Annotated in this window: 23 protein-coding genes; 8 read left to right on the top strand and 15 right to left on the bottom strand. The window is 67.3% G+C overall.

The annotated features are described in order from the left end of the window. Positions 1–137 precede the first annotated feature (137 nt). The 3 genes from mutM (at position 138) to mutY (ending at position 4,523) form a co-directional block, all read left to right on the top strand. Positions 138–1,016 carry a bifunctional DNA-formamidopyrimidine glycosylase/DNA-(apurinic or apyrimidinic site) lyase gene (gene mutM, locus AC07UK_RS17215; RefSeq protein ID WP_114132160.1) on the top strand — a complete coding sequence of 293 codons (879 nt, stop codon included), beginning with the start codon at positions 138–140 and terminating at the stop codon, positions 1,014–1,016. 282 nt (positions 1,017–1,298) lie between these two features. After that, positions 1,299–3,251 carry a dynamin family protein gene (locus tag AC07UK_RS17210; RefSeq protein WP_494686046.1) on the top strand — a complete coding sequence of 651 codons (1,953 nt, stop codon included), beginning with the start codon at positions 1,299–1,301 and terminating at the stop codon, positions 3,249–3,251. A 93-nt stretch (positions 3,252–3,344) separates the two neighbouring features. Beyond that, entirely contained in the window at positions 3,345–4,523 is a 1,179-nt protein-coding gene (gene mutY, locus AC07UK_RS17205; RefSeq protein ID WP_436220761.1) for an A/G-specific adenine glycosylase, read from the top strand. A gap of 28 nt (positions 4,524–4,551) precedes the next feature. On the opposite strand, the gene AC07UK_RS17200 is transcribed toward mutY, so the two are convergent. The 11 genes from AC07UK_RS17200 to AC07UK_RS17150 form a co-directional block, all read right to left on the bottom strand. Continuing rightward, entirely contained in the window at positions 4,552–5,211 is a 660-nt protein-coding gene (locus AC07UK_RS17200) for an LON peptidase substrate-binding domain-containing protein (protein ID WP_114132157.1), read from the bottom strand. A gap of 91 nt (positions 5,212–5,302) precedes the next feature. After that, positions 5,303–6,187 carry an RNase adapter RapZ gene (gene rapZ / locus AC07UK_RS17195; protein ID WP_436220762.1) on the bottom strand — a complete coding sequence of 295 codons (885 nt, stop codon included), beginning with the start codon at positions 6,185–6,187 and terminating at the stop codon, positions 5,303–5,305. Positions 6,188–6,304: 117 nt separating this feature from the next. Next, entirely contained in the window at positions 6,305–6,697 is a 393-nt protein-coding gene (locus AC07UK_RS17190; protein ID WP_436220763.1) for a PsiF family protein, read from the bottom strand. A gap of 162 nt (positions 6,698–6,859) precedes the next feature. Continuing rightward, positions 6,860–7,831, bottom strand: a complete 972-nt coding sequence (hprK, locus tag AC07UK_RS17185) for an HPr(Ser) kinase/phosphatase (protein WP_010814384.1) — start codon at positions 7,829–7,831, stop codon at positions 6,860–6,862. A gap of 80 nt (positions 7,832–7,911) precedes the next feature. After that, positions 7,912–8,367: a PTS IIA-like nitrogen regulatory protein PtsN gene (ptsN, locus tag AC07UK_RS17180; RefSeq protein ID WP_010814385.1), complete on the bottom strand. Its 456-nt coding sequence runs from the start codon at positions 8,365–8,367 to the stop codon at positions 7,912–7,914. A 455-nt stretch (positions 8,368–8,822) separates the two neighbouring features. Further along, positions 8,823–9,173 carry a ribosome hibernation-promoting factor, HPF/YfiA family gene (gene hpf, locus AC07UK_RS17175; RefSeq protein WP_010814386.1) on the bottom strand — a complete coding sequence of 117 codons (351 nt, stop codon included), beginning with the start codon at positions 9,171–9,173 and terminating at the stop codon, positions 8,823–8,825. Positions 9,174–9,221: 48 nt separating this feature from the next. After that, positions 9,222–10,703 carry an RNA polymerase factor sigma-54 gene (locus AC07UK_RS17170; RefSeq protein ID WP_494686045.1) on the bottom strand — a complete coding sequence of 494 codons (1,482 nt, stop codon included), beginning with the start codon at positions 10,701–10,703 and terminating at the stop codon, positions 9,222–9,224. A gap of 132 nt (positions 10,704–10,835) precedes the next feature. Further along, positions 10,836–11,636: an LPS export ABC transporter ATP-binding protein gene (gene lptB, locus AC07UK_RS17165; RefSeq protein WP_013955473.1), complete on the bottom strand. Its 801-nt coding sequence runs from the start codon at positions 11,634–11,636 to the stop codon at positions 10,836–10,838. Between the two features lie 57 nt (positions 11,637–11,693). Continuing rightward, complete coding sequence (lptA, locus tag AC07UK_RS17160) at positions 11,694–12,344, bottom strand: lipopolysaccharide transport periplasmic protein LptA (protein ID WP_494686044.1); 651 nt, start codon at positions 12,342–12,344, stop codon at positions 11,694–11,696. A gap of 68 nt (positions 12,345–12,412) precedes the next feature. After that, on the bottom strand, positions 12,413–13,042 hold the full coding sequence (gene lptC, locus AC07UK_RS17155; RefSeq protein ID WP_436220766.1) for an LPS export ABC transporter periplasmic protein LptC: 630 nt from the start codon (positions 13,040–13,042) through the stop codon (positions 12,413–12,415). 43 nt (positions 13,043–13,085) lie between these two features. Continuing rightward, positions 13,086–14,069: a KpsF/GutQ family sugar-phosphate isomerase gene (locus tag AC07UK_RS17150; RefSeq protein WP_035822810.1), complete on the bottom strand. Its 984-nt coding sequence runs from the start codon at positions 14,067–14,069 to the stop codon at positions 13,086–13,088. Between the two features lie 141 nt (positions 14,070–14,210). On the opposite strand from AC07UK_RS17150, the gene AC07UK_RS17145 reads away from it, so the two are divergent. Beyond that, positions 14,211–16,190, top strand: coding sequence for a monovalent cation:proton antiporter family protein (locus AC07UK_RS17145; RefSeq protein ID WP_436220767.1), 1,980 nt, complete (start codon positions 14,211–14,213; stop codon positions 16,188–16,190). 18 nt (positions 16,191–16,208) lie between these two features. Here the strand turns inward: AC07UK_RS17145 and AC07UK_RS17140 are convergent, their stop codons facing one another. After that, on the bottom strand, positions 16,209–16,583 hold the full coding sequence (locus tag AC07UK_RS17140; RefSeq protein WP_035822648.1) for a ribbon-helix-helix domain-containing protein: 375 nt from the start codon (positions 16,581–16,583) through the stop codon (positions 16,209–16,211). A gap of 101 nt (positions 16,584–16,684) precedes the next feature. Further along, positions 16,685–17,263: a DJ-1/PfpI family protein gene (locus tag AC07UK_RS17135; RefSeq protein ID WP_436220768.1), complete on the bottom strand. Its 579-nt coding sequence runs from the start codon at positions 17,261–17,263 to the stop codon at positions 16,685–16,687. Between the two features lie 216 nt (positions 17,264–17,479). Here AC07UK_RS17135 and AC07UK_RS17130 point away from each other — a divergent pair, with 216 nt between their 5' ends. The 3 genes from AC07UK_RS17130 (at position 17,480) to AC07UK_RS17120 (ending at position 20,564) form a co-directional block, all read left to right on the top strand. Further along, the gene (locus AC07UK_RS17130; RefSeq protein WP_013955479.1) at positions 17,480–18,052 is read left to right on the top strand and encodes an adenine phosphoribosyltransferase; all 573 of its coding nucleotides are present in this window, start codon (positions 17,480–17,482) and stop codon (positions 18,050–18,052) included. 43 nt (positions 18,053–18,095) lie between these two features. Beyond that, positions 18,096–18,707 (top strand): LysE family translocator, encoded by a 612-nt coding sequence (locus tag AC07UK_RS17125; protein WP_013955480.1) that lies wholly within the window; start codon positions 18,096–18,098, stop codon positions 18,705–18,707. A gap of 177 nt (positions 18,708–18,884) precedes the next feature. Beyond that, positions 18,885–20,564, top strand: a complete 1,680-nt coding sequence (locus AC07UK_RS17120; protein WP_436220769.1) for a Na/Pi cotransporter family protein — start codon at positions 18,885–18,887, stop codon at positions 20,562–20,564. A gap of 7 nt (positions 20,565–20,571) precedes the next feature. Here AC07UK_RS17120 and AC07UK_RS17115 read toward each other — a convergent pair whose 3' ends face one another. Both AC07UK_RS17115 and uvrA read right to left on the bottom strand, forming a co-directional pair. Then, positions 20,572–21,057: an adenosine-specific kinase gene (locus AC07UK_RS17115; protein ID WP_436220770.1), complete on the bottom strand. Its 486-nt coding sequence runs from the start codon at positions 21,055–21,057 to the stop codon at positions 20,572–20,574. A 120-nt stretch (positions 21,058–21,177) separates the two neighbouring features. Further along, complete coding sequence (gene uvrA, locus AC07UK_RS17110; RefSeq protein WP_436220771.1) at positions 21,178–24,042, bottom strand: excinuclease ABC subunit UvrA; 2,865 nt, start codon at positions 24,040–24,042, stop codon at positions 21,178–21,180. A 366-nt stretch (positions 24,043–24,408) separates the two neighbouring features. Here uvrA and AC07UK_RS17105 point away from each other — a divergent pair, with 366 nt between their 5' ends. Continuing rightward, positions 24,409–25,659, top strand: coding sequence for an MFS transporter (locus AC07UK_RS17105; protein ID WP_436220772.1), 1,251 nt, complete (start codon positions 24,409–24,411; stop codon positions 25,657–25,659). The last annotated feature ends 60 nt before the right edge of the window (positions 25,660–25,719 follow it).

The raw sequence follows: 25,719 nt of genomic DNA, 5'->3' as shown, positions 1-25,719 counted from the left end.
CGCGCGCTGGCGAAGGATGGGAGAAAACGCATTGATAAGGCCATTGTAGCCTGCCGCTACAATGCGCTGCTTGGCGCCGCAGGCCGGTGCCCACAGGCGCCGCAGGAGTTTTGAGCGGTAACCAACGGAGAGGTTCGATGCCAGAATTGCCCGAGGTCGAAGTGACCCGGCGCGGCTTGCTGCCGCATGTGGTGGGGCGGCGCATCGCCGCGGTCACGGTGCGCCACCGAGGCCTGCGCTGGCCGGTCGATCCGGAACTGGAAATGCGGCTGGCCCAGCGCGTGGTGCGCCGGATCGAGCGCCGCGGCAAATACCTGCTGCTGGAATGCGTGAGCGAGGCGGCGGGCGAGCCGGCCGGCTGGCTGCTGGTCCACCTGGGCATGACCGGCACGCTGCGGGTGCTGCCCGACGCGCCGCCGCCTGGCGCGCACGACCACCTGGACCTGTTGCTGGCCCCTGGGCCCGGCGCCGCGCTGGGCACCCAACCGGGCACCATCGTGCTGCGCTTCCGCGATCCGCGCCGCTTCGGCGCCATCCTGTGGAGCACGCTGCCCGAGGCCGAACTGCCGTCGCATCCGCTGCTGCGCACGCTCGGCATCGAGCCCTTCGATCCTGCCTTCGACGGCGCCTGGCTGCACCGCCACACGCGCGGGCGCAGCGCCGCCATCAAGACCGTGCTGCTGGCCGGCGGCATCGTGGTGGGCGTCGGCAATATCTATGCGTCCGAGAGCCTGTTCCGCGCCGGCATCCGCCCGACCACCCCGGCCGGGCGCCTGAGCCGCGCGCGCTGCGACCGCCTGGCGCAGGCGGTGCGCGAGACCCTGGCGCAGGCGATCGAGCGCGGGGGCAGCACGCTGCGCGACTTTGTCGGCAGCGACGGCGCCAGCGGCTATTTCCAGCTTGATTGCCTGGTCTACGACCGCGCCGGCCAGCCGTGCCGCGTCTGCGCCACGCCGGTGCGCCAGATCGTGCAGGGCCAGCGTTCCACCTTCTACTGCCCGAACTGTCAGCACTGAGCCTTGGCGGCAGCCGCCCGGGCAGGCGCCGTGTGGCGCACAATGCGCGCCGCCGGCCATTGTCGATGGGTCGGCGCAACACTCCTTGTGCAAGCCATGACCGAGGGACGTGAATTCCACAAAACCGCTGTGGAAACCTGTATCGTGTGTGCAGTCATAAAAAGTTACAAAATGGCCCGACCGCTTGCAGGGTAGACAGTGGTCGGGCCGGCATTGCGCGAACACGGGCGCAGCGCGAAAGCGGCGTGCCCCGAGGTAAAACCAAGTCAGCCGAACAGCTCCATGACAACGCTCGCCCATCAATTCGAACAATACGGCGCCTGGAGAACCGGGGTCCTCCAGTCACTGGCCGAATTCCAGTCCTGGCTGCAGCAGCACGACCTGTACGACGCCCAGGCCGATGACCGCGTGCAGCGCATCCAGAGCGTGCTGCGCAGCGACCGCCTCAAGGTCGCGTTCATTGCCGAGTTCTCGCGCGGCAAGAGCGAGCTGATCAACGCCATCTTCTTTGCCGACTACGGGCGCCGCATCCTGCCGTCGTCGGCGGGGCGCACCACGATGTGCCCGACCGAGCTGCGCTATGACGAGGCCGAGCCGCCGAGCATCCGGCTGCTGCCGATCGAGACACGCCTGCAGGAGGCCTCCACCGCTGACTTCCTGGAGGCCGGCACCTCGGCTTCGCACTGGCATTCGGTGCCGCTGGATCCGTCTTCGCCCGAGGGCATGCTGGCTGCGTTCCAGCACGTGGTGCAGACCGTGCGCGTGCCGCCCGCGCAGGCCGAGGCGCTGGGCCTGTACCACGAGAACGATCCCGATGCCGCCTACGCGGTCGATGCCGAGGGCATGGTCGAGATCTCGCGCTGGCGCCACGCCGTCATCAATTTCCCGCATCCGCTGCTGCGCCAGGGCCTGGTGATCCTTGACACGCCGGGCCTGAATGCGATCGGCACCGAGCCCGAGCTGACGCTGCGGCTGATCCCCGACGCCCATGTGGTGGTGTTCGTGCTGGCCGCCGATGCGGGTGTCACCAAGAGCGACCTGGAGCTGTGGCGCAGCCATGTCGGCGCCGGCCACCGGCGCGGCTGCCTGGCGGTGCTCAACAAGATCGACGGGCTGTGGGATCCGCTGCGCGAGCCGGGCGAGATCGCGCAGGAGATTGCGCGGCAGGTGTCCACCACCGGGCAGGTGCTGGGTATCGAGCAGTCGCGCGTCTATCCGGTGTCGGCGCAGAAGGGCCTGGTGGCCAAGGTCACGCACGACGACGAGCTGCTGGCGCGCAGCGGCCTGCCCGAGTTCGAGCACGTGCTGTCCGACCAGCTGATCCCGCGCCGGCGCGAGATCGTCTCGGACCAGGCGCACCGGCTGGTGCAGGACATGGCGCGCGCCGCGCAGCAGCTGCTGCAGAGCCGCCGCCGCGATATCGTCGAACAGCTGTTCGAGCTGCGCGGCCTGCGCGGCAAGAACCATGCGATGGTCAAGCACATGCTGATGCGCGTGCAGGGCGAGAAGGAAGAGTTCGAGCAGAGCATCAGCAAGTTCCAGGCACTGCGCCTGGTCTTCGGCCGCCACAGCGCCGACATCATCAAGAGCCTGCAGCTGCGCGACGTGCGCCTCACCATGCGCACCGCGCGCGAGCAGATGAAAGAGCGCTTCTTCTCGCGCGGCCTGCGCGAAGACATGGACGCGCTGTTCGCGCAGCTGACCAGGCTGGTGACCGATGCCGACAACAAGATCGGCCAGCTGCACCAGTTGATCGAAAGCATGTACCGGCGCTTCAACGCCGAGCACGGCTTCACGCTGCCCGCGCCGATGCAGTTCACTGCCGAGCGCTACGTGGCCGAGCTTGAGGAAACGCTGCGCCTGGTGCATGCGCACTTCGGCACGGTCAGCATGCTGACGCGCTCGCGCCCGCAGCTGGTGCAGAGCGCCTTCAGCACCATGGCCAGCCGCGTGCTGGAGAACTTCCGCGACCTGAATCGCGATATCGAGGTCTGGCTCAAGTCGGTGATGACGCCGCTGGAAGCGCAGGTGCGCGAGCACCAGAAGCAGCTGCGCCGCCGTGTCGATTCGATCGAGCGCATCCACGAGGCCACCGACACGCTGGAAAGCCGCATCGCCGAGCTCGAGGAAGTGCTCAACGGCCTGGACGAGCGCAGCGGCCGTATCGAGGGCTACGCGCAGCGGCTGCTGCGGCCGACGGCCTCCGCCGACAGCGCGAGCCTTGCGGTGGCCTGATCCTGAAGCCGGTATATCATGTGGCGCCGCAATTAGCGGCGCCTTTTTCTTTGGTGCGCCGCGCGCCCCCGCGCTTCAGAACGTTTTACCCAGATGCCCCGCAAACCAGTCCCCCGCGCCGTTCCCGCCATCCCCGACGATATCCGCGTGCCGCCCGACTTCGGCGCCCGCGTGGTTGACTGGCAGCGCCAGCATGGCCGGCACGACCTGCCGTGGCAGAACACGCGCGACCCGTACCGCATCTGGCTGTCGGAGATCATGCTGCAGCAGACCCAGGTGAGCGCGGTGATCGACTACTTCCAGCGCTTTGTCTCGCAGCTGCCCACGGTGCAGGCACTGGCGGCGGCGCCTGCCGACCAGGTCATGGCGCTATGGGCGGGGCTGGGCTACTACTCGCGCGCGCGCAACCTGCACCGTTGCGCCATGCAGGTGGTGAGCGAGCACGGTGGCCGTTTCCCGACCGATCCCGCGGTGCTGGCCACGTTGCCCGGCATCGGCCGCTCCACCGCCGCGGCGATCGCCGCGTTCAGCGCCGGCGTGCGCTCGCCGATCCTGGACGGCAACGTCAAGCGCGTGTTCGCGCGCTGCTTCGGCATCCACGGCCATCCGGGCGAGCGCATGGTGGAAACGCGCATGTGGCAGCTGGCCGAGCTGGCCTTGCCGGCGGCAGGCCCGCGCCAGGCCGAGGACATGATCGCCTATACGCAAGGGCTGATGGACCTGGGCGCCACGGTGTGCTCGCGCGGCAAGCCGGCCTGCCTGGCCGATGCCGGCGCGTGCCCGCTGTCGGCCGGCTGCGTGGCGCGCCGCGACGGGCTCACCGGCGTGCTGCCCACGCCCAAGCCGCGCGCGGCCATCCCCGAGCGCAGCACGGTGATGCTGCTGGTGCGGCGCCAGCGCGAAGTGCTGCTGCGCCTGCGCCCCGGCAGCGGCATCTGGGGCGGGCTGTGGAGCCTGCCTGAGATGCCGGTCGACAGCGTGCCCTTCGACGCCGAAGCCGCCGAGGCGGCCGCGCTCGACTATGCCAGCGCCTTCGGCAAGCCCGCACGCGCCGCGCTGACCGGCGAGCTGACCCATGTGTTCACGCACTTCCGCCTGCTGATCCGTGCCATCCGGGTCGATGTGAGTGCGGACGGCGCAAGCCTGATGGCGCAGGACAGCGCCGCAGAAGCCGCGCAGCGCTGGATCTCGCTTGACGATCTCGATGCGGTGGGGACGCCCGCGCCGGTGCGCAGGCTGCTGGAGGACCAGGCGCGCGGCGGGCTGTTCTGAAGCCTGGCGGAGTCTCGGGGATCCGCGCCTAGAGCATGTGGTTCTGGCGCATGTAGCGATGCACGATCTCGATGCGCATGCCGGCATCGGGTAGCGCCATCAGCATCTGCTTTGCCTTGAGCGGCACCGGCAGCAACTCGCACAGCCGGTTGGCGACCCAGCTCGGGTCGTCCCACAGGTAGGGCTCGTCGAACGGCAGCCGGTCAGGGTGCTCGGCGTGCAGCCGCGTGACAATGCGCCGCAGCGCATCCAGGCATTCGCCCAGCAGCTCCAGCTTGCAGTCGATGATGTCGGGGGGCAGCACCTCGGCGCGGGCGACCAGCAGGCCGTCGTCGCGGGTGTCATGGCTGACGATATGGAAGCGCTCGCGGCCGCGCGCGCGGATCAGCAGCACGCCCAGCTGCTCCATGTTGCAGTCGACGATTTCCGCCAGGCAGCCGACCAGCTCGGGCACGGTAGGCTGGTCCGGCCGGGCCACTTCCTCGCCGCTTTCGATCAGGCAAACGCCAAAGGGCGTGTTGTCGCGCAGGCAGTTGCGCACCATGTCGACATAGCGCGCCTCGAACACGCGCAATGGCAGCCGTCCACCGGGAAACAGCACGGTGTGCAACGGGAACAGCGGCAGGTTGTCGAGCGTCCGTGGCGGATCTTCTGATCCCGTGGGACGGTAGAGGTCGGTCGAGGACATGCAGTGCCAGCTTGGGTATCGCGCAGCAATGGGCCAGCCGGCCAACGCGGCGCGCAGATGCCAGTGATGCCAGTGGGCAGTCCCGCCTGCGTCAGCCCGCCGGTGCGAGCTCTCGGTGTCTCACCAGCACATTACCATGCGCCCGGAAGTAGTTGGCAAGCCTTTCCGCAATATAGACCGAGCGATGCTGGCCGCCGGTGCAGCCGATCGCCACGGTCAGGTAGCTGCGGTTGTCGGCAATGAAACTTGGCAGCCACTTTTCCACATAGGCGCGGATATCCTCGGCCATTGCCAGCACCATTGGCTGGGCCTGCAGGAAGTCGATCACCGGCGTGTCGCGCCCCGTCAGCGGGCGCAAGGCCAGGTCGTAATAGGGGTTGGGCAGCGAGCGCACGTCGAACACCATGTCCGCATCGCTGGGCACGCCATGCTTGAAGCCGAACGACTCGAACAGCAGCGTCAGCCGCTGGCTGTCGTCGCGGATCAGCTCCTTGATCCAGCTGCGCAGCGTATTGGTGCGCACATTGCTGGTGTCGATGCGGTGCGCGGCCTCGGCCAGCGGGCTCAGCAGCGCGCGCTCCATCTCGATCGCTTCCATCAGCGCGGTGTCGTTGAAGCCCGGTTCACCGCCCGGGCCCGGCATGCCGTCGGTACGCCCCGACAGCGGGTGGCGGCGGCGCGTCTCGGAGTAGCGCTGCACCAGTGCGTCGGTGCTGGCGGTCAGGAACACCACTTCGACCTGGTGCTCCGCGGCCAGCGCGCGCACGGTGTCGGGCAACTGGTCGAGCGACTCGCGGCTGCGGATGTCAGTGGCGACGCCCAGGTGCGTATAGCCCTGGCTGTCGAGGTAGCGGGTCAGTTCCGGGATGAACTGAGCCGGCAGGTTGTCCACGCAGTAGTAGCCTGCGTCTTCGAGCACGTTCAGTGCGACGGACTTGCCGGAACCGGATATGCCGGTGATGAGGATGATGCGCATAGCAACTGAAGCATAGCATCACGTGATGAAGGCGTCATGACACCACGCGCAAAGCAAGCATGGCGAACCTCGCGGTTCGCCATGCTTTTGTCGTCAGCTTGCGGCGCTGGTTGCGGCTCAGGCTGCCTTGGACAGGCATTCCTTCATGTAGGTCTTGTATTCGTCGCCCTTCTTGCCCTTGCCCGACTTGCTGCAGGAGGCCATTTTCTCCTGCTGGGTCTTGGACGCGCCCTTGGACAGGCATTCCTTCATGAACGCCTTGCGTTCGTCGCCCTTCTTGCCGGCGGCTTGCGTATTGCAGGCCTTCATCTTGTCCTGCTGGGCGTTGGCTGCGGGCTTGTCCGGGGTAGCCGGGGTGGCGGGCGTGGCAGGCATGGCCGGCGTTGCCGGTGCGGTGGCCGCCGGCTTGGCTGGCGTCGCGGGAGTTGCCGGCGTGGCGGTGGTCTGTGCAAAAGCGCTGGCGGCGATCATCGGGGTGACCAGCGCGCACATCGCGATCAGTTTCTTCATGCTTGCTCTCCTGGGTGTGGAAAACTTCATGGCCGCGCGCCATTGCCGGCGTTGCAGCTTCCGTAACGGGCGCGATGCCCATTACAGCACAAAACGGAGCATGCCTGAAGAACGTTGACGCCCTGCGTCAACGCCGTTGTAAGCAAATGAAAACGCTGGGGCTCAGAGCAGGCGGCCCTGGCCGCGCGAAACCGCATCGGCCTGCATCGCGGCGCGCTGCCGGTCCATGAAGTCGCGCAGCGTATCGATGCCGCGCAGGCGCAGGATGGTATTGCGCACCGCGGCCTCGACCAGCACGGCCAAGTTGCGCCCGGCCGCCACCTGGATCTTGACCATGTGGATCGGCAGGCCCAGCACGTCCAGGTATTGCGAATCGAGCGGCAGCCGCTCGAACTCGCCGTCGTTGCGGCGCACCAACTGCACCACCAGTTTGATCTTCATCTTCCGGCGCACCGCGGTCTCACCGAAGATGGTCTTGATGTCGAGCAGGCCCAGGCCGCGCACTTCAAGCAGGTTCTGCAGCAGCGGCGGGCAGCGGCCTTCGATGAAATCCGGCCCCAGGCGCACGAAGTCCACGGCATCGTCGGCCACCAGCCCGTGGCCGCGCGAGATCAATTCCAGGCCCAGTTCGCTCTTGCCCAGGCCAGATTCGCCCATGATCAGCACGCCCATGCCCAGGATGTCGAGGAAGACCCCGTGCATGGTCACGCGCGGCGCGGAAATGCGCGACAGATACAGGCGCAGGTGGTCGATCACCGCGGCCGACGACACCGGCGTGGTGAACAGCGGCGTGGACGAGCGCGTGCAGCGCAGTTCCAGGTCGGGCGGCGGCTCCATGCCGTCGGCGATCACCAGGAAGGGCGGCTCCAGCAGGATCAGCTCGCCCATCTGGCGCTTGCGGGTCTCATCGTCCAGCCGCTGGTAATAAGTGATCTCGGGTTTGCCGAGCACCTGGATGCGGTTGGGGTGGATCAGGTTCAGGTGGCCCACCAGGTCGGCGGCGGAGGTGGCTTCGCGGGCGAACTCCACGTCGAAGGCGCGGTCCGCGCCTTCCAGGCCGGCCACCCAAGAGAGTTTGATGTCGGCTGCGTTGTCGTCGAAGATGGACTGGGAGGTGACGCCGGTGAGTTCCATGCGGTATGACTGGTGGGGCGGTTTGCGAAGCGCCTGGCGCCTGCCCGGTCTGGTGCCGGCCCGCCTGGGGGATCAGGGGATCAGGGATGCCATGCGATCAGCAGCTGATGGACGGCATCGGGCGTCGGCAGCGTGGCCAGTCCTTCGCGCATGTCGCGGTCGGAAAGCAGTTGCGCGATTTCTGACAGGATTTCCAGATGCTGCTGCGTAGCCTGTTCGGGCACCAGCAGGAAGATCAGCAGCGATACCGGCTTGCCATCCGGCGATTCGAACGGAATCGGCTCGGCCAGGCGCATGAAGGCGGCCAGCGGCTGCTTCAGGCCCTTGATGCGGCCGTGCGGGATCGCCACGCCTGCGCCCAGGCCGGTGGACCCCAGCGACTCGCGCGCGAACAGGTTGTCCGTCACGATGGCGCGCGCCACACCATGGTTGTTCTCGAAGAGGAGCCCGGCCTGCTCGAACACACGCTTCTTGCTGGTGACGCTGACGTCCAGGGTGATGTTGCCGGGTGGCAGCAATTTGGCCAAACGATTCATGGGCGATGCGCAGGATTTCAGTTAGCGGGCAGATCGTTCCGCCGGGCAGTGGGCTGGCTCCGGGCTGCCGTTGGCCTGGCCGGAGGCGTCCGGCCCATTATAGAGCAGCGACTACCCCTGTATTGTGCAGCGCAGCGGGGCAAGCCGGTGCAGAACGATACATGGTGATGCAATCGTGCCTCCGGGCCGGGAGCCGGCGCACCGATGCGGGGCGCGGCCAGGATTCCCTCTCTTTGTATGGCGCAGCATACACCTTGGCGCAGCGCTTGCGAACACTCTTGCCCATTCGGGTGAAAAGCGTTGGCTCCGGCGCCACAGCCGGGCCGCACCGCCAGTGCGGGCGCGGCATGCCGGCGGCAACCCGGAACGCGAGGGCGCAAAAAAGCCGCGCTTCGTGGCGCGGCTTGCCTGTTCAATCCTGATTCAGCAGCCCGCTGCGGGGCTGCCGGGCACGGTCATTGCTGCATTTGCGCTGCGGCCATCTGGTACTTGACCGCTTCGCGGTCGTGGCCTTGCACGCGATCCTTGTAGCGGATCACCTGACGGTCCAGCTTGTCGACGAGTGCGTCGATCGCTGCATATAGGTCTTCGTGATGCGCCTCGACAAAGATGTCCTTGCCCTTGAGATGTAGATTGATTTCCGCGTACTGACGCCGGTCCTTTTCCTTGTGGTTGTCGACAGAGAGCAGCACGCTAACGCCAATGACCTGATCGAAATGCCTGACGATTCGCTCCAGCTTCGTTTCCACGTACTCACGCAGAGGGGGCGTGATGTCCAGGTGGTGTCCACTGATCTTGAAGTTCATAGCGCTTCTCCTTCTGAAAGAGCCTCACCAGGCAGGCGGTGGGCTCGGCTACAAAGACTTGCGGAGATTGACTGCGGGGATCTTCAGGGCTTCGCGATACTTGGCAACAGTGCGGCGCGCAACAACAAAGCCTTGCTCACCCAGCAGTTCGGCAATGCGACTGTCGGAAAGGGGATTCCTAGGGTCTTCGGCTCCTATCAGTTGCTTGATCAAGGCGCGGATGGCCGTTGATGAAGCCGCGCCACCGGTTTCGGTGGACACGTGGCTGCCGAAGAAGTACTTCAGTTCGAAAGTACCCATCGGCGTTGCCATATATTTATTGGTCGTCACCCGGGAGATGGTTGACTCGTGTAAACCCAGTGTATCGGCAATCTCCCGCAAAACCAAGGGGCGCATGGCGATTTCGCCGTGACTGAAAAAGTTCTTTTGACGCTCGACAATGGCCTGCGAGACACGCAGGATTGTGTCGAACCTTTGCTGGATGTTCTTGATCAGCCAGCGCGCCTCCTGCAGCTTCTGCTGCAGCCCGGCCGTGCCGGACTCACCCTTCGCGCCACGCAGGATTTGCGCATACATATCGTTGATGCGCAGCCTCGGCATCACATCCGGATTGAGTTGCGCGATCCAGCCGCCGCCACCCTTGCGCACGAACACGTCCGGCACCACGAAGTCGGCTTCCGGACGGCTGTATGCATGGCCAGGGTAGGGCGCCAGCGAGCGGATCAGTTCGTGTGCGGACTTCAGTGCCACTTCATCGACCTGCAGCGCTTTCTTCAGCCGCGTGTAGTCGCGTACTGCGAGCAACTCCAGGTGGTTGGTAACGATGTTCAGCGCCAGTTCGCGCTGCGGGTGCGTCAGGCGCCGCAACTGCAGGGCCAGGCATTCGGCGGCGTTGCGCGCGCCCACGCCGGGCGGGTCGAAGCTCTGCAGCAGCGTGAGGATGGCGTGGACTTCGTCGATCTCGAATTCGAGTTCTTCCGGCAACTCCGTGCAGATCTCTTCAAGCGACGCGCTCAGGTAGCCATCGTCGTCGAGCGATTCGATCAGGAAGATGGCCAGGCCCTTGTCGCGCGCCGAGATCTTCAGCGGCGTGAGCTGTTCCATCAGGTACTCGCGCAGCGTGGGCTCGGCTTCGCGCAGCTGCATCGGCGTTTTTTCGTCCTCGTCGCCCTGAGGGCGGCGGGCAAAGTCGTCCAGGCTCCAGTCGCCGCTGCCATAGTCGTCGCCGTTGCCGCTGTCGCCATAGCTGTCATCGTCACCCGCGCCGTCGGCGCGGGCCTCGCCATTGCCCTGGGGCTCTGCCGGGGCGGGCGCCGGTGCGCTCTGCAGGTTGACCGAGCCATCGGCCGCCACGCGCAGCGGGCTTTCGATCCAGTCGTTCTCGCGCTCGAGCAGCGGGTTTTCCGTCAGCGCCTGTTCGACCTCTTGCTGCAGTTCCAGCGTGGAGAGCTGCAGCAGCCGGATCGACTGCTGCAGTTGCGGGGTCAGGGCCAGATGCTGGGAAAGACGGAGCTGTAGCGACGGTTTCATGCGAGCTATTCTATGCGCATCTTTCCGTTGTTGGAACGGAAATTGCTATCGCTTTTGCGGTCCGATCGCCGCTGGCTGTGGGAGGGCCCACGCGCGCGCGAAGAGGCCTGCCGCCCCGGGCAGGCCGCTAAATCACATGCGGAAGTTCTCGCCCAGGTAGACGCGCCGCACTGCGTCATTGGCGATGATTTCTTCGGGCTGGCCCGCGGCCAGCACCGTGCCTTCGCTGATGATGTAGGCGTGGTCGCAGATGCCGAGCGTCTCGCGCACGTTGTGGTCGGTGATCAGCACGCCGATATTGCGTGCCTTGAGGAAGCTGACGATGCGCTGGATCTCGCCCACGGCGATCGGGTCCACGCCGGCGAAGGGCTCGTCCAGCAGGATGAAGCGCGGTGACGACGCCAGCGCGCGCGCGATTTCCACGCGGCGGCGCTCGCCGCCCGACAGCGACAGCGCCGGGTTGTTGCGCAGGTGCGCGATCTGCAGGTCGTCGAGCAGCGAATCCAGGCGGCGCTCAATCTCGGTCTTGGGCAGTGGCTTGCCGTTGCTCACCTGAAGCTCCAGTACCGCGCGGATGTTCTCTTCGACGTTGAGCTTGCGGAACACCGAGGCTTCCTGCGGCAGGTACGACAGCCCCATGCGCGCGCGCTCGTGGATCGGCAGGCCGCTGATGTGGTCGCCGTCGAGCACGATATCGCCTTCGTCCAGCGCCACCAGGCCCACGATCATGTAGAACGAGGTGGTCTTGCCCGCGCCGTTAGGCCCGAGCAGGCCGACCACCTCGCCGCTCTTCACGTCGAGCGAGACGTCCTTGACCACCGTGCGCGAGCCATAGCGCTTCTTCAGGTGGCGCACGACCAGCGTGCTGCCGCCGGGAAGGACGGTGGAGGCTTCGACGGAAGGCTTGTCGGCGATGGTTGCGGTATCGGTCATTGGCACAGTCTGGCGTTCAGGCGTTTCTGGCGCGGGCAGGCAAGCCGGCGCCAGGCGTCAGGGTTTGTTGGCAGGCGCGGGCGCCGGCTTCAGGTCCAGCGGCGAGCCGATGTTGCCCGTGGCGCCGGTCTTCTGGTCCTGGCGCGGCGACAGCACCGCGCGCACGCGGCCGGACGGATTGGCGGCGGCGGCGTCGCCACTGCCGCCGCCGGCGGCCGTGTAGAACTCCTTGCGGCTGTCGTAGGTCAGCACCGCGCCGCGGATCTCGTCGACCTGCTTGGCGCCCTGCAGGCGCGCCATGCGGGCATTGCCGATCAGCTTGGAGTACTCCTGCTTGCCGTCGTACTCGATGCGGTCGCCCCAGCCGTCGATGTATTCGTCGACGCCTTCGCGCTTCTGCCGGATGTAGGCCTGCTTGCCCGGCTTGGCGGTGGCCACCGCGAACTGGTAGCCCTCGGGGTCGGTGCGCAGTTCGGCAGCGTCGGACTTCAGGATCATGGTGCCCTTGGTCAGCACCACGTTGCCGGTCAGCGTATAGATCTGCTTGACGTCGTCGTAGCTGGCGTTGTCCGCCTCCAGCACCATCGGCTTGTCGCGGTCCGCGCGCTCGGCCAGGGCGGGCTGGGCCAGCAGGCCGAAGGCCAGGGCCAGGGCGAGCAGGGCCGGGGCGGTGCGTTGACGGGACGATGTCGTCAGGGAAGCAGTCATGTTGGCAGGGGTTGCTTGAGGGCGTCTGGGTACGTTGGTGCGGGTTGGCGCGGCCCCCGGGCCGGGGCTCAGGACCCCGGCGCGCGGCCCGGGGTCGGCCCGGTGATGATGGTGCCGCGTACATTGCCGAGCAATTGTACTTCGCGCGTGACGTTGTTGAAGATCAGGCCGTTGGCGGTCATCACCGACGGGCCGCGCGTCAGCTTGACCGGCTTGTCGGTCTTGACGATGTCGTCATTGACCAGCAGCTGGAAATAACTGGATGCGGCGGTCAGCTGCGGGTCCTTGGACACGTCCACGCCCTGCTGGCGCATGACAAAGCCGTTGCCGTACAGGTCGATCACCGAGCCCTCGGCGTTCATGCGGCCCATATCGGCGCGGGCGGTGACCGGCGGGCGGTCCGGCTCGTACGCGCGCATGGCGGGCCGGGTCACTTCGTAGGTCTGGTCGTCCTCGAAATGGACCATGCGCTCGCCGGTGAAGCGGATCTTGGTGCTGCCGTCCTGCGCCAGCTCGGTGGCCGAGAAGCGGTCCATGAAGTAATCAGGCTCATGCTTCTTGGTGCTTTGCGCGGCCAGGTCTTCCTTGGGGGAGTTGATCTGGACCAGCCAGAACGTGCTGCCCGCCACGAAGGCCATCAGCAGCAGCGGCAGCAGCCGCATGACGATGCCGCTGAGGGAGGCGAGGAGTGCCTGCATGGTGTCCTTGGCGTTGTGCCGGTTGTGCCGGGCCCGCGCCCGCTCAGATGACCTTGGCGCGGGTCAGGTCGTGGATATGCAGCGCGCCGGTCAGGCGGCCGTCGTCGTCCACCACCAGCAGCTGGTTGATGCGGTTGGCTTCCATCACCTGCACCGCTTCGACGGCGAGCTGGTTCTCGTTGACCACGTGCGGGTTGCGGTGCATGACCTCGCCGATGGGCACGGTCTTCCAGTCGCGCGGGGTTTCCAGCAGGCGGCGCAGGTCGCCGTCGGTGAAGACGCCGATGGCGTGTCCGTCCGGGTCCACCACGGCGGTCATGGCCATGCCCTTGCGGGTGATTTCCATCAGCGCCTGGGCCAGCGGCGTGTTCTCGCGCACCTCGGGCACGGCGTTGCCGGTGCGCATCACGTCGCGCACATGGGTCAGCAGCTTGCGCCCGAGCGCGCCGCCGGGGTGCGAGCGGGCGAAGTCTTCCTCACCAAAGCCGCGCGCATCGAGCACCGCCACCGCCAGCGCATCGCCGAGCGCCAGCGCCGCGGTGGTGCTGGCCGTCGGCGCCAGGTTCAGCGGGCAGGCTTCTTTCTCGACCGCCGCGTCCAGGTGGACGTCGGCCAGCTTGGCCAGGTTGGAGTCGGGGTTGCCGGTGACCGAGATCAGCCGCGCGCCAATGCGCTTGACGATCGGGATGATCGACAGCAGCTCGCCGGTCTCGCCAGAATTGGAGAAGGCGATCAGCACGTCGTCGCGCGTGACCATGCCCAGGTCGCCGTGGCTGGCCTCGGCCGGGTGCACAAAGAACGCCGGCGTGCCGGTAGAGGCCAGCGTGGCCGCGACCTTGCGTCCGATATGGCCGGACTTGCCGATGCCTGAGACAACCACGCGCCCGGTGCATTGCAGGATCAGCAGCACGGCACGGGCAAAGTCGCCGTTCAGGCGTCCGGAAAGTGCGGAAACCGCATCGGCTTCGGTCTGGAGAGTGTCGCGGGCGAGCCTGAGTGCTCGATCCGCATCGAAATTAGCTATCATGGCGACGAAGTATACCAACGAATGCGATGGCGCCTGGCCCGACCCATGGCGCACGTCGTGCTTGCCGTGCTCGCCGTATTTTGCCGGCAGGGTGCCCGTGCCGGGTCGGACGCGCGCCTGGCCGGTCACCCAGACCCCCTGATGCATTCTCCGCTGGAACTGACCCTGGTGCTGCTGGCCGCCGCCGTCTTCGGCGTGGTCGCATTCCGCATGCTGCAGCTGCCGCCGATGCTGGGCTACCTGGCCGTCGGCATCCTGATCGGCCCGCATGCGCTGGGGCTGGCCAGCGACACCGCGCAGACCAAGTACCTGGCCGAATTCGGCGTGGTCTTCCTGATGTTCTCGATCGGGCTGGAGTTCAACCTGACCAAGCTGCGCTCGATGAAGCGGCTGGTGTTCGGCCTGGGCGGCTCGCAGGTGGTGCTGTCGATGCTGGCGGTGGTGCCGGCCAGCTGGGCTTTCAACTGGCTGTTCCCGCTGTCCTGGCAGGCGTCGGTGGCGCTGGGCGGGGCGCTGGCGATGTCTTCCACCGCGATCGTCTCCAAGATGCTGTCCGAGCGCATGGAGCTGGAAAGCGAGCAGGGCCGCAATATCATCAGCATCCTGCTGTTCCAGGATCTGGCGGTGGTGCCGCTGCTGATCGTGATCCCGGCGCTGTCGCGCGATCCGGGCGACCTGATGGTGGCGCTGGGCCTGGCCACGGTCAAGATCGTGGTGGCCCTGGGCGCCATCTTCTTCCTTGGCCAGCGCCTGATGAGCCGCTGGTTCCACGTGGTGGCGGCGCGCCGTTCGCAGGAACTGTTCATGCTGAACCTGCTGCTGGTGACGCTGGGCATGGCGGCGCTGACCGAGCGGCTGGGCCTGTCGATGGCGCTGGGCGCCTTCATGGCGGGCATGCTGATCTCCGAGACGCCCTACCGCCACCAGGTGGAAGAGGACATCAAGCCGTTCCGCGACGTGCTGCTGGGGCTGTTCTTCGTCACCATCGGCATGCTGCTCAATATCCGCGTGGTGCTGGACCACGTGTGGCTGGTGCTGGCGCTGCTGGTAGTGCCGGTGCTGTTCAAGCTGGTGCTGATCGCGGTGCTGGCGCGGGTCTTCGGCTCGCGCCAGGGGGTGGCCATCCGCACCGGGCTGGGGCTGGCGCAGGCCGGCGAATTCGGTTTCGTGCTGCTGAACCAGATCGACGGCCTGAACCTGGTCGACCCGGTGCTGATCCAGGTGATCCTGGCGTCGATGCTGCTGTCGATGCTGGCCGCGCCATTCCTGATCCAGTACAGCGACGCCATCGTGCTGCGCTTTGCCGCCAACGAATGGCTGATGCAGTCGCTGAACATGACCCGCATCGCCGCGCAGAGCCTGCAGACCGAGAAGCACGCCATCATCTGCGGCTTCGGCCGCAGCGGGCAGAACCTGGCGCACATGCTGGAGCGCGAGGGCATCAACTACGTGGCGCTGGACCTGGACCCCGACCGCGTGCGCGAGGCCGCCGCGGCCGGCGATACCGTGGTCTACGGCGACGCGGGCCGGCGCGAGGCGCTGATCGCCGCCGGCATCCACCGCGCTGCCGCCCTGATCGTCACCTATGCCAACACGCCGTCGGCGCTCAAGGTGCTGCACCACGTGCAGGAACTGGCGCCGGCGCTGCCGGTGATCGTGCGCACGGTGGATGACTCAGAGCTCGACACGCTGCAGAAGGCCGGCGCCACCGAGGTGGTGCCCGAGATCATCGAGGGCAGCCTGATGCTGGCTTCGCACGCGCTGGTGCTGCTTGGCGTGCCGATGCGGCATGTGCTGCGCGGTGTGCAGGAGGCGCGCGACGCGCGCTACAGCCTGCTGCGCGGCTACTTCCACGGCCGCGACGATGAGGAGGACATGGTCGAGCGCGATTCGGTGCGGCTGCACTCCGTGTCGCTCGGGCCGCAATCCACGGCGGTGGGGCGGCGCCTTGGCGTGCTGGGGCTGGAGCGCATCGGCGTGGAAGTGACCGCGGTGCGCCGGCGCGGCATCCGCGCCTTCGACCCGGAGCCCGAGACCGTGCTGGAACCGGGCGATATCGTGGTGCTGCGCGGCCCACCCGAGGCGCTGGAAGCGGCAGAGACGCGCATCCTGAACGGCTGAGCCGGGCCGCCGGATGCGTCAGTGCGGACGCGCCTCGACCCAGGATTCCGGCAGGTTGTCGAGCACGGCGCGTGCGTCCAGCGAGCGGATCGGCACGCTGGTATCGGCCGGGATGCGGCCCTCGCCCTGCAGCATCAGGTAGCGCAGGCAGCACACACGCAGGAAGGACGAGAAATTGCCCGCCACCGCCTCGCTGCCGCGATGTTCGGTCAGTTCATCGTGCAGGCGCGTGATCAGCTGGTTGACGGTCATGTCGTCGCGCCGCGCCAGTTCTTCCAGCACTTCCCAGAACAGGCTCTCCAGCCGGATGCTGGTGGCCACGCCATGCAGGCGCAGCGAGCGCGACTGGCTTTGGTACGACGCCGGATTGGCGCGGATAAAGATTTCACACATGGTTGCTCCCGTGCGGGCGGCGCGGCCGGCGGTCATGTGCACGGCTCGCCGCAGGGGGCGGGCCGTGCCTTCACGCGTGGGGGCGCCGCGTGCGGAAAGCTCTAATGTACGATCCGCGTGCCCAGCACGGCAAGGAACTGCGCCAGCCAGGCCGGATGCGCGGGCCAGGCCGGGGCGGTGACGAGGTTGCCGTCGGTATGGGCCTGGTCGACGGGAATATCGGCATAGATGCCGCCAGCCAGCTTCACCTCGGGCGCGCAGGCCGGGTAGGCGGAGCAGGTCTTGCCTTCGAGCACGCCTGCCGCGGCCAGCAGCTGGGCGCCGTGGCAGACCGCGGCGATCGGCTTGTCCGCCTGGGCGAAGTGGCGCACGATCTCCAGCACGCGCGCGTTCAGGCGCAGGTATTCCGGGGCGCGGCCGCCGGGGATGACCAGTGCGTCGTAACTGGCGGGGTCGATCTCGGCAAAGGTCGCGTTGAGGGTGAAGTTGTGGCCGCGCTTCTCGGTGTAGGTCTGGTCGCCCTCGAAGTCATGGATGGCGGTGGCGCAGGCGTCGCCCGCCTGCTTGTCCGGGCAGGCGGCGTGGACGGTGTGGCCGACCATCTGCAGTGCCTGGAACGGCACCATGGTTTCGTAGTCTTCGGCGTAGTCGCCCACCAGCATCAGAATCTTTTTTGCCATCGCGGTCTCCTGTATGGTTACGGGTGTCCGGCGGGTGCCGGACTCGGCAGCCCGGCCCCTTGGCTAGCCAACCGGGCCGGCAGGGCCATTGTGCTGGCCGCCCCGGTGGCGCGGGTGGTAACTGGTTACCGCGCCGGCGGCAACCCCTGCCGCGACCCACTGCGACCCATTTTTGACTGGCGCGCCACGCTGCGCGCCTACCGTTTCCAGACCCCTATGGCAGATTCCATCATCCAGTCCCCCGAGCTCGGCGACGTCACCGGCTACCTGCGCGAGCGCATCCGCACCGTGCCGGACTGGCCCATGCCGGGCGTGATGTTCCGCGACATCACCCCGCTGCTGCAGAACCCCAAGACGCTGCGCGTGCTGATCGATGTCTTCGTGCACCGCTACATGGATGCGCAGCTCGACCTGGTGGCGGGCATCGACGCGCGCGGCTTTATCCTGGGAGCGATCGTCGCGTATGAGCTGAACCTGGGCTTCGTGCCGATCCGCAAGAAGGGCAAGCTGCCGTTCCAGACCGTGGCCGAGGAGTACGAGCTGGAATACGGCAGCGCCACCGTCGAGATCCATGCCGACGCCTGCAAGGCCGGCGACCGCGTGCTGCTGGTCGACGACCTGATCGCCACCGGCGGCACCATGATGGCCGGGCGCAAGCTGCTGGAGCGCCTGGGCGCGACGGTGGTGGAGGGCGCCGCCATCGTCGACCTGCCCGAGCTGGGCGGCTCGAAGCTGCTGCAGGACGGCGGGCTGCCGCTGTTTACCGTGTGCAAGTTTGAAGGTCACTGAGCCACGCTGACCGGCCCGCAAGATTTCCACGCAAGGAGACCCCATGCCTGACCTGCTGCTGTTCCTGCTGACTTCGATTGCCGTGACTGTGGCCCCGGGGCCCGACAACCTGCAGGTGCTGGCGCGCGGCATGGCGCAGGGCCGGCGCGCCGGGCTGGTGGCGGCACTGGGCTTTTCGGTCGGGTGCCTGTTCCACACCGTGATCGCGGCGGTGGGGCTGGCCGCGGTGCTGCGCTCGTCGCCGCTGGCGTTCCAGCTGATCAAGTACGCGGGCGCGGCCTACCTGATCTGGATCGGCATCCAGGCGCTGCGCGCAAAGGGCGGGCTGGCGCAGGGCGGTGATGTCGATGCGGTGCCGCTGGGGCGAGTGTTCCGCCAGAGCGTGCTTGGCAACATCATGAATCCCAAGGTGACGCTGTTCTTCCTGGTGTTCCTGCCGCAGTTCGTGCGCGCCGATGCCACGCACCCGGGGCTGCAGTTCCTGCTGCTTGGCGTGGTCTTCATGCTGCAGACGGCGGTGGTGTTCTCGCTGTTCGGGCTGTGCGCCGGCTGGCTCGGCGCCTGGCTGCGCCGCCGCCCGGCCACCGGCCGCTGGCTGGACCGCGCCGCCGGGGCGATCTTCGTCGGGCTGGGGATCAAGGTCGCGCTGCCCTGAGCGCCGCCGCTGGCGCACACCCGGGCACTGTGCCGCCGGTGTTGCCCGTTGCCCGCACGCCGCACCCGTGCCGTTGCCGCTGTCGGGTGGCGGGCGCATAATGCCCCATTGACAACTACACGATGACCGGGCCGAGCCTCCAGGGTTTTGTCGGCACTGGTCACACAAAGGCGCACCATGGGCGTACTCCTTCACCTGCTATCAGGCGTTGCCCTGCTCGTCTGGGGCACCAACATCGTCAAGGTCGGCATCCTGCGCGTCTACGGCGCTAACCTGCGCCATGTCCTGTCGACCAGCGTCTCCAACCGCTTCACCGCCTTCCTCGCCGGGCTCGGCGTCACCGGCCTGGTCCAGAGCAGCAACGCCACCGCGGTCATCGTCAGCTCCTTCGTCGGCCAGGGCCTGATCGCCGTGGCCCCGGCGCTGGCCATCATGCTCGGTGCCAACGTCGGCACCGCGCTGATGGTGCAGGTGTTCTCGCTGGACCTGTCCTGGCTGTCGCCGCTGCTGATCTTTGTCGGTGTGATCTGCCACCTGACCTGGAAGGGCAGCAAGCCCGGCCACGTCGGCCGCGTGCTGATCGGCCTGGGGCTGATCACGCTGGCGCTGGAATTGATCTCCATCGCCACCCGTCCCGTGGTGCAGGCCGCCGGCGTCAAGGTGCTGTTCGCCTCGCTGACCGGCGACTCGGGGCTGGACATGCTGGTCGGCGCCTTCCTGACCATCCTGTGCTATTCCAGCCTGGCCGTGGTGCTGTTCTGCGGCGCGCTGGCCTCGGCCGGCGTGGTGTCGATCCACGTGGCGCTGGCGCTGGTGCTGGGGGCCAACCTGGGCTCGGGCATCTCGGCGCTGCTGACCACCTCGGGCAACAACCAGCCGGGCAAGCGCGTGACGCTGGGCAACCTGCTGTCGCGCCTGCTGGGCTGCCTGGTGGCGCTGCCGCTGCTAGGCCAGGCCGAAGAGCTGCTGGCGCTGCTGGACCATGACCCGCAACGGCTGATCGTCAATTTCCACCTGCTGTTCAACGTCGCGCTGGCGGTGCTGCTGCTGGGCGCCACCGCGCCGCTGGCGCGCCTGTGCGAGAAGGTGCTGCCCGGGCGCAACACCGGCGACAGCCAGGTCACGCCGCGCCACCTCGATGCCGCCGCGCTGACCACGCCCACGCTGGCGCTGGCCAACGCCGCGCGCGAAGTGCTGCGCATCGGCGACCGCGTCGAGCAGATGCTGGACAACATGCTGCGCGTGCTGCGCACCAACGACGCCAAGCTGGCAGACGCCACCTGCCGCATCGATAACGAGGTGGACGACCTCTACACCGCGATCAAGCTCTACCTGACCCGCATCAGCCTGGAGGCGCTGGACGAGCGCGACGGCCAGCGCTGGACCGAGATCATCTCGCTCACCATCAACCTGGAACACGCGGGCGACATCATCGAGCGCATCCTGCTCGATACCAAGGACAAGAAGATCGCCCACAACCTGATGTTCTCCGAGGCGGGCATGCAGGAGATCGCAGAGATGCACGCGCGCCTGGTCGCCAACCTGCGGCTGGGCCTGTCGGTGTTTCTCAACGGCGACCTCAAGAGCGCGCAGGCGCTGATGGCCGAGAAAGCGAACTTTCGCGAGCTGGAGCGCAAGTACGCGCGCACCCACCTGCAGCGCGTGGCGGTGCAGACCGCCGAGAGCATCGAGACCAGCTCATTGCATCTGGATGTGATCAGCGAACTGAAGCGCCTGAATTCGCTGTTCTGTGCGACGGCTTATCCGGTGCTGGAGCAGGCCGGCGTGCTCAATCGCAGCCGGATGAAGGAAGACGATGTGCCGGCGGTGCCGAGGGTGCAGGCGGCGCAGCACTAAGCCTTCGCTAGAGCTTGTAGCCAAACTTGCGCAACAGCGCCTTGCGCTCGGCCACATCGGCATCGGTCTCGATCCCCAGCGGCGAGGCGCCATCGATCACCCCCACCACGCCGCGCCCGGCATCGGTCTGGGCAATGATCACCTCGGTCGGGTTGGCCGTCGCGCAGAAGATGCGGCAGACCTCCGGCACCGCCCGCACCGCGGTCAGCACGTTGACCGGAAAGAACCCGTCGCCGAGGAAGATCAGGAAGGTATGCCCGGCGCCGATGGCGCGGGCGTTCTCGCAGGCCAGGTCGATCAGGTCTTCATCTGTGCCCGACCAGCGCACCAGGCGCTTGCCCGAGGCCTCGCAGAACGCCAGTCCGAAGAGGATGCCGGGCACCGTGCCGACCAGCGCCTCGTGCAGGTCTTCCACGGTCTTGATGAAGTGCGAATGGCCGAAGATGAAGTTGGTGGCTTCCGGCTTGGTGACCGGTACGACCGACAGTTCCATGGCAGGCTCCCGAATGGCCGCAGGGCTTGCCGCCATCGGGTTCATGGTAGGGCGCGGGGTGGCGAATGCAAGCCGCGCGGCGCCGCCGGCCTGCACCCGCCTGCACGCGCTTATGCGCCCTTATGCGCGCTTGAGCAGCGGCGCCAGGTACTTGCCGGTAAAGCTGGCCTTGCTCCTGGCGACATCCTCCGGCGTGCCGCGCGCGATCACCTGGCCGCCACCGGCGCCGCCTTCCGGCCCCATGTCGATCAGCCAGTCCGCGGTCTTGATGACATCGAGGTTGTGCTCGATGATGACCACGGTATTGCCCTGGTCGCGCAGCTTGTGGATGACCTTGAGCAGCAGTTCGATGTCGTGGAAGTGCAGCCCGGTGGTGGGCTCGTCCAGGATATAGAGCGTGCGCCCCGTATCGCGCTTGGACAGTTCCAGCGACAGCTTGACGCGCTGCGCCTCGCCGCCCGACAGCGTGGTCGCCGACTGGCCCAGGCGGATATAGCCCAGGCCCACGTCCAGCAGCGTCTGCAGCTTGCGCCGCACCACCGGCACGGCGCTGAAGAACTCGTGCGCCTGTTCGACGGTCAGGTCCAGCACCTCGGAGATGTTCTTGCCCTTGTACAGGACTTCCAGCGTCTCGCGGTTGTAGCGCTTGCCGTGGCAGACGTCGCACGGCACATAGACGTCGGGCAGGAAGTGCATCTCGACCTTGAGCACGCCGTCGCCCTGGCAGGACTCGCAGCGCCCGCCCTTGACATTGAACGAGAAGCGGCCCGGATCGTAGCCGCGCTCCTTGGCCGACGGCACGCCGGCGAACAGTTCGCGGATCGGCGTGAACAGGCCCGTATAGGTGGCCGGGTTCGAACGCGGCGTGCGGCCGATCGGGCTCTGGTCGACGTTGATGACCTTGTCGAAATGCTCCAGTCCCTCGATGCGGTCGTGCGGCGCCGGCTCCGGCGTTGAACCGTACAGGTGGCGCGCCACCGCGTGGTAGAGCGTGTCGTTGATCAGCGTCGACTTGCCCGAGCCGGACACGCCGGTGATGCAGGTCAGCAGGCCCACCGGCACCTCGGCGGTGACGTTGCGCAGGTTGTTGCCGGTGGCGTTGACGATGCGCAGCAGGCGCTCATCGTCGGGCGCGGCGCGTTCCTTCGGCACCTCGATGCGGCGCTGGCCGGACAGGTACTGCCCGGTCAGCGATGCCGGCGACTCCTCGATCTGCCGCGGCGTGCCCTCGGCCACGATCATGCCGCCGTGCACGCCGGCGCCCGGGCCGATGTCGACCACGTAGTCGCAGGCGCGGATCATGTCCTCGTCATGCTCGACCACCAGCACCGAGTTGCCGATGTCGCGCAGGTGCTTGAGCGTGCCGATCAGGCGGTCGTTGTCGCGCTGGTGCAGGCCAATCGAGGGTTCGTCCAGCACATACATCACGCCGGTCAGGCCCGAGCCGATCTGCGACGCCAGCCGGATGCGCTGGGCCTCGCCGCCCGACAGCGTATCGGCGCTGCGCTCCAGCGACAGGTAGTCCAGCCCGACGTTGTTCAGGAAGTTCAGCCGCGCCGAGATCTCCTTGATGATCTTGTCGCCGATCTCGCGCTTGGCGCCGTGCATGTCCAGCGTCAGGAAGTAGGTCAGCGCGTCGCGCAGCGGCCAGCCGTTGATCTCGAAGATCGCGCGTGCCTGCTCGCCCTCGCCCAGCTTGACGTGGCGCGCCTCGGTGCGCAGGCGGGTGCCGTGGCAGGCGGGGCAGGGCTGGTTGTTCTGGTACTTGGCCAGTTCCTCGCGCACGGCAACCGAATCGGTCTCGCGGTAGCGGCGCTCCAGGTTGGGGATGATCCCTTCGAACACATGCTCGCGCACGGTGGTGCGGCCGCGCTCGTTGATATAGGTGAACGGGATCTCCTGCTCGCCCGAGCCGTGCAGCACCGACTGCTGCACGTTTTCCGGCAGCTCCTCGAACGGCGTCTCGGTGTCGAAGTCGTAGTACGCCGCCAGGCCTTGCAGCATCTGGAAATAGAACTGGTTGCGGCGGTCCCAGCCCTTGATCGCGCCCGAGGCCAGCGACAGGTTGGGGAAGGCCACCACGCGCTTGGGGTCGAAGAAGGTGATCTGGCCCAGCCCGTCGCAGCTCGGGCAGGCGCCCATCGGGTTGTTGAACGAGAACAGCCGCGGCTCCAGCTCCTGCAGCGAATACGAGCAGATCGGGCAGGCAAACTTGGAGCTGAACATATGCTCCTTGCCGCTGTCGAGTTCCAGCGCAAGCGCGCGGCCATCGGCCAGGCGCAACGCGGTCTCGAACGACTCGGCCAGGCGCTGCTTGATGTCGGCGCGCACCTTGACGCGGTCCACCACCACTTCAATGGTGTGCTTCTCGGTCTTCTTCAGTTTCGGCAGCGCATCGACCTCATAGACCTTGGCCTCGGCCTCATGCGCGGTGCCGCCGCCCGAGCGGATGCGAAAGCGCACGAAGCCCTGCGCCTGCATGCTGTCGAACAGGTCCGAGTGCTCGCCCTTGCGGTCGGCCACCACCGGCGCCAGGATCATCAGCTTGGTGTCTTCCGGCAGTGCCAGCGCGGCGTCCACCATCTGCGACACGCTCTGCGCCTGCAGCGGCAGGTTGTGGTCGGGGCAGTAGGGCGTGCCGGCGCGGGCGTACAGCAGGCGCAGGTAGTCGTGGATCTCGGTGACGGTGCCGACCGTGGAGCGCGGGTTGTGGCTGGTGGCCTTCTGCTCGATCGAGATCGCCGGCGACAGGCCTTCGATCAGGTCCACGTCCGGCTTTTCCATCAGCTGCAGGAACTGGCGGGCATAGGCGGACAGCGATTCCACGTAGCGGCGCTGGCCCTCGGCATAGAGCGTGTCGAAGGCGAGCGAGGACTTGCCCGAGCCCGACAGGCCGGTGATCACGATCAGCCGGTTGCGCGGCAGGTCGAGATTGATGTTCTTCAGGTTGTGGGTACGCGCCCCACGGATCTTGATTTCTTCCATATGCCGAAAAGTCGTCGCCAGACAGGCCGCCCTGCCGGGGTTGGCAAGACTGTCTGAAGGAATCGCAAAACCCAGAAACAAGTACCGTATTTGGCACTTCCGACCGCTGGCGACGGCCGGAATGCGCGCCCGGGCACACGCCCGGGGGCCAACTGGCATGGCCAGGTGACCCGGGAAGCGCGAAGGAGCAAACCTGTTAATATACCCAACTTCGGTTTCCGGGGTGGCCCGCGCCATGCAGGCGCCCGGCGAAGCCGCCGCCGGCCCCGGGTTCCGGGCGGCAACTTCCCCCCGCGATCCCGATCGAAACTGCCGTTGCGATGCACCGGCAGCCAGCCTGACAGATTCCACGATCCCACGATCGCAATGCCGTCGATCCAGTCTTCTTCCCCGGGTGCGGGTACCGCTGACGCATCCCAGGCCCCCGCCCGCGAACGCATGACCCGCGCCGAGCTGCGCGCCGCCGTGTCGCTGGCCAGCATCTTCGCGCTGCGCATGCTGGGCCTGTTCCTGATCCTGCCCGTCTTTGCCGAATACGCGCACAGCCTGCCCGACGGGCACGACGCCCAGCGCGTGGGCCTGGCCATGGGCATCTATGGCCTGATGCAGGCATTCCTGCACATCCCGCTGGGCTGGTTGTCCGACCGCATCGGGCGCAAGCCGGTGATGGTGGCCGGGCTGCTGCTGTTCATCGCCGGCGGGCTGGTGGCCGCCTTCTCCGACACGCTCAGCGGCATCATCGCCGGCCGCGCGCTGCAGGGCATGGGCGCGATCTCCGCGGCCATCACCGCCTGCATCGCCGACCTGACGCGCGAGCGCCATCGCACCAAGGCGATGGCAATGGTGGGCGGCAGCATCGGCCTGACCTTCGCGCTGTCGCTGGTGATCGCCTCGCCGCTGCTGCACAGCATCGGCATGTCCGGCATCTTCGGACTGATGTCGGTGCTGGGGGTGGTGGCCATCGGCGTGACGCTGTTCCTGGTGCCGACCCCGCCGCCGCCGCATCCGGTGCGCCTGCCGTTCCGCAAGGTGCTGCTCAACCCCGACCTGGCGCGCCTGAACGTCGGCGTGCTGGCGCTGCACGCGTCCCAGGTGGCCATGTTCATGGTGGTGCCCGCCATGCTGGCCGATGCCGGCATGCCGCTGGACCAGCACTGGAAGGTCTACCTGCCGGTGGTGCTGGTGTCCTTCGTGCTGATGCTGGGCCCGATGATGGCGGCCGAGCGCTACGGCCGCGTGCGCCCGGTGCTGCTGGGCGCGGTCGCGCTGATGACCGCGGTGCAGCTGCTGTTTGCCGCGGTGCACGGGCTGTGGGCCATCGTCGGCGTCCTGCTGCTCTTCTTCGTCGCGTTCAACGTGCTGGAGGCGATGCAGCCATCGCTGGTGTCGCGCTACGCCGCGGCCGCGCGCGGGGCGGCGCTGGGCGTCTACAACACCACGCAGGCGCTGGGCCTGTTCCTGGGCGGCGCGGCCGGTGGCTGGCTGCTCAAGCACGAGGGGCGCAGCGCCGTGTTCGTCGGTTGCGCGGTGGTGCTGTTGCTCTGGCTTATAATCGCCTGGAGCATGAAGGCGCCGCCGGCGCGCGGGCAGGAAGCTGCACCGGCAACGCCGGCCTGATCCGCATCAAATCGTAAAGAATCCGGCCTGGAAAAGGCCTAGCATGATCGCGCCACCCGA

This window comes from Cupriavidus sp. GW821-FHT07C08, assembly GCF_059419025.1.
This window is presented reverse-complemented; position numbering and strand designations above follow the sequence as displayed.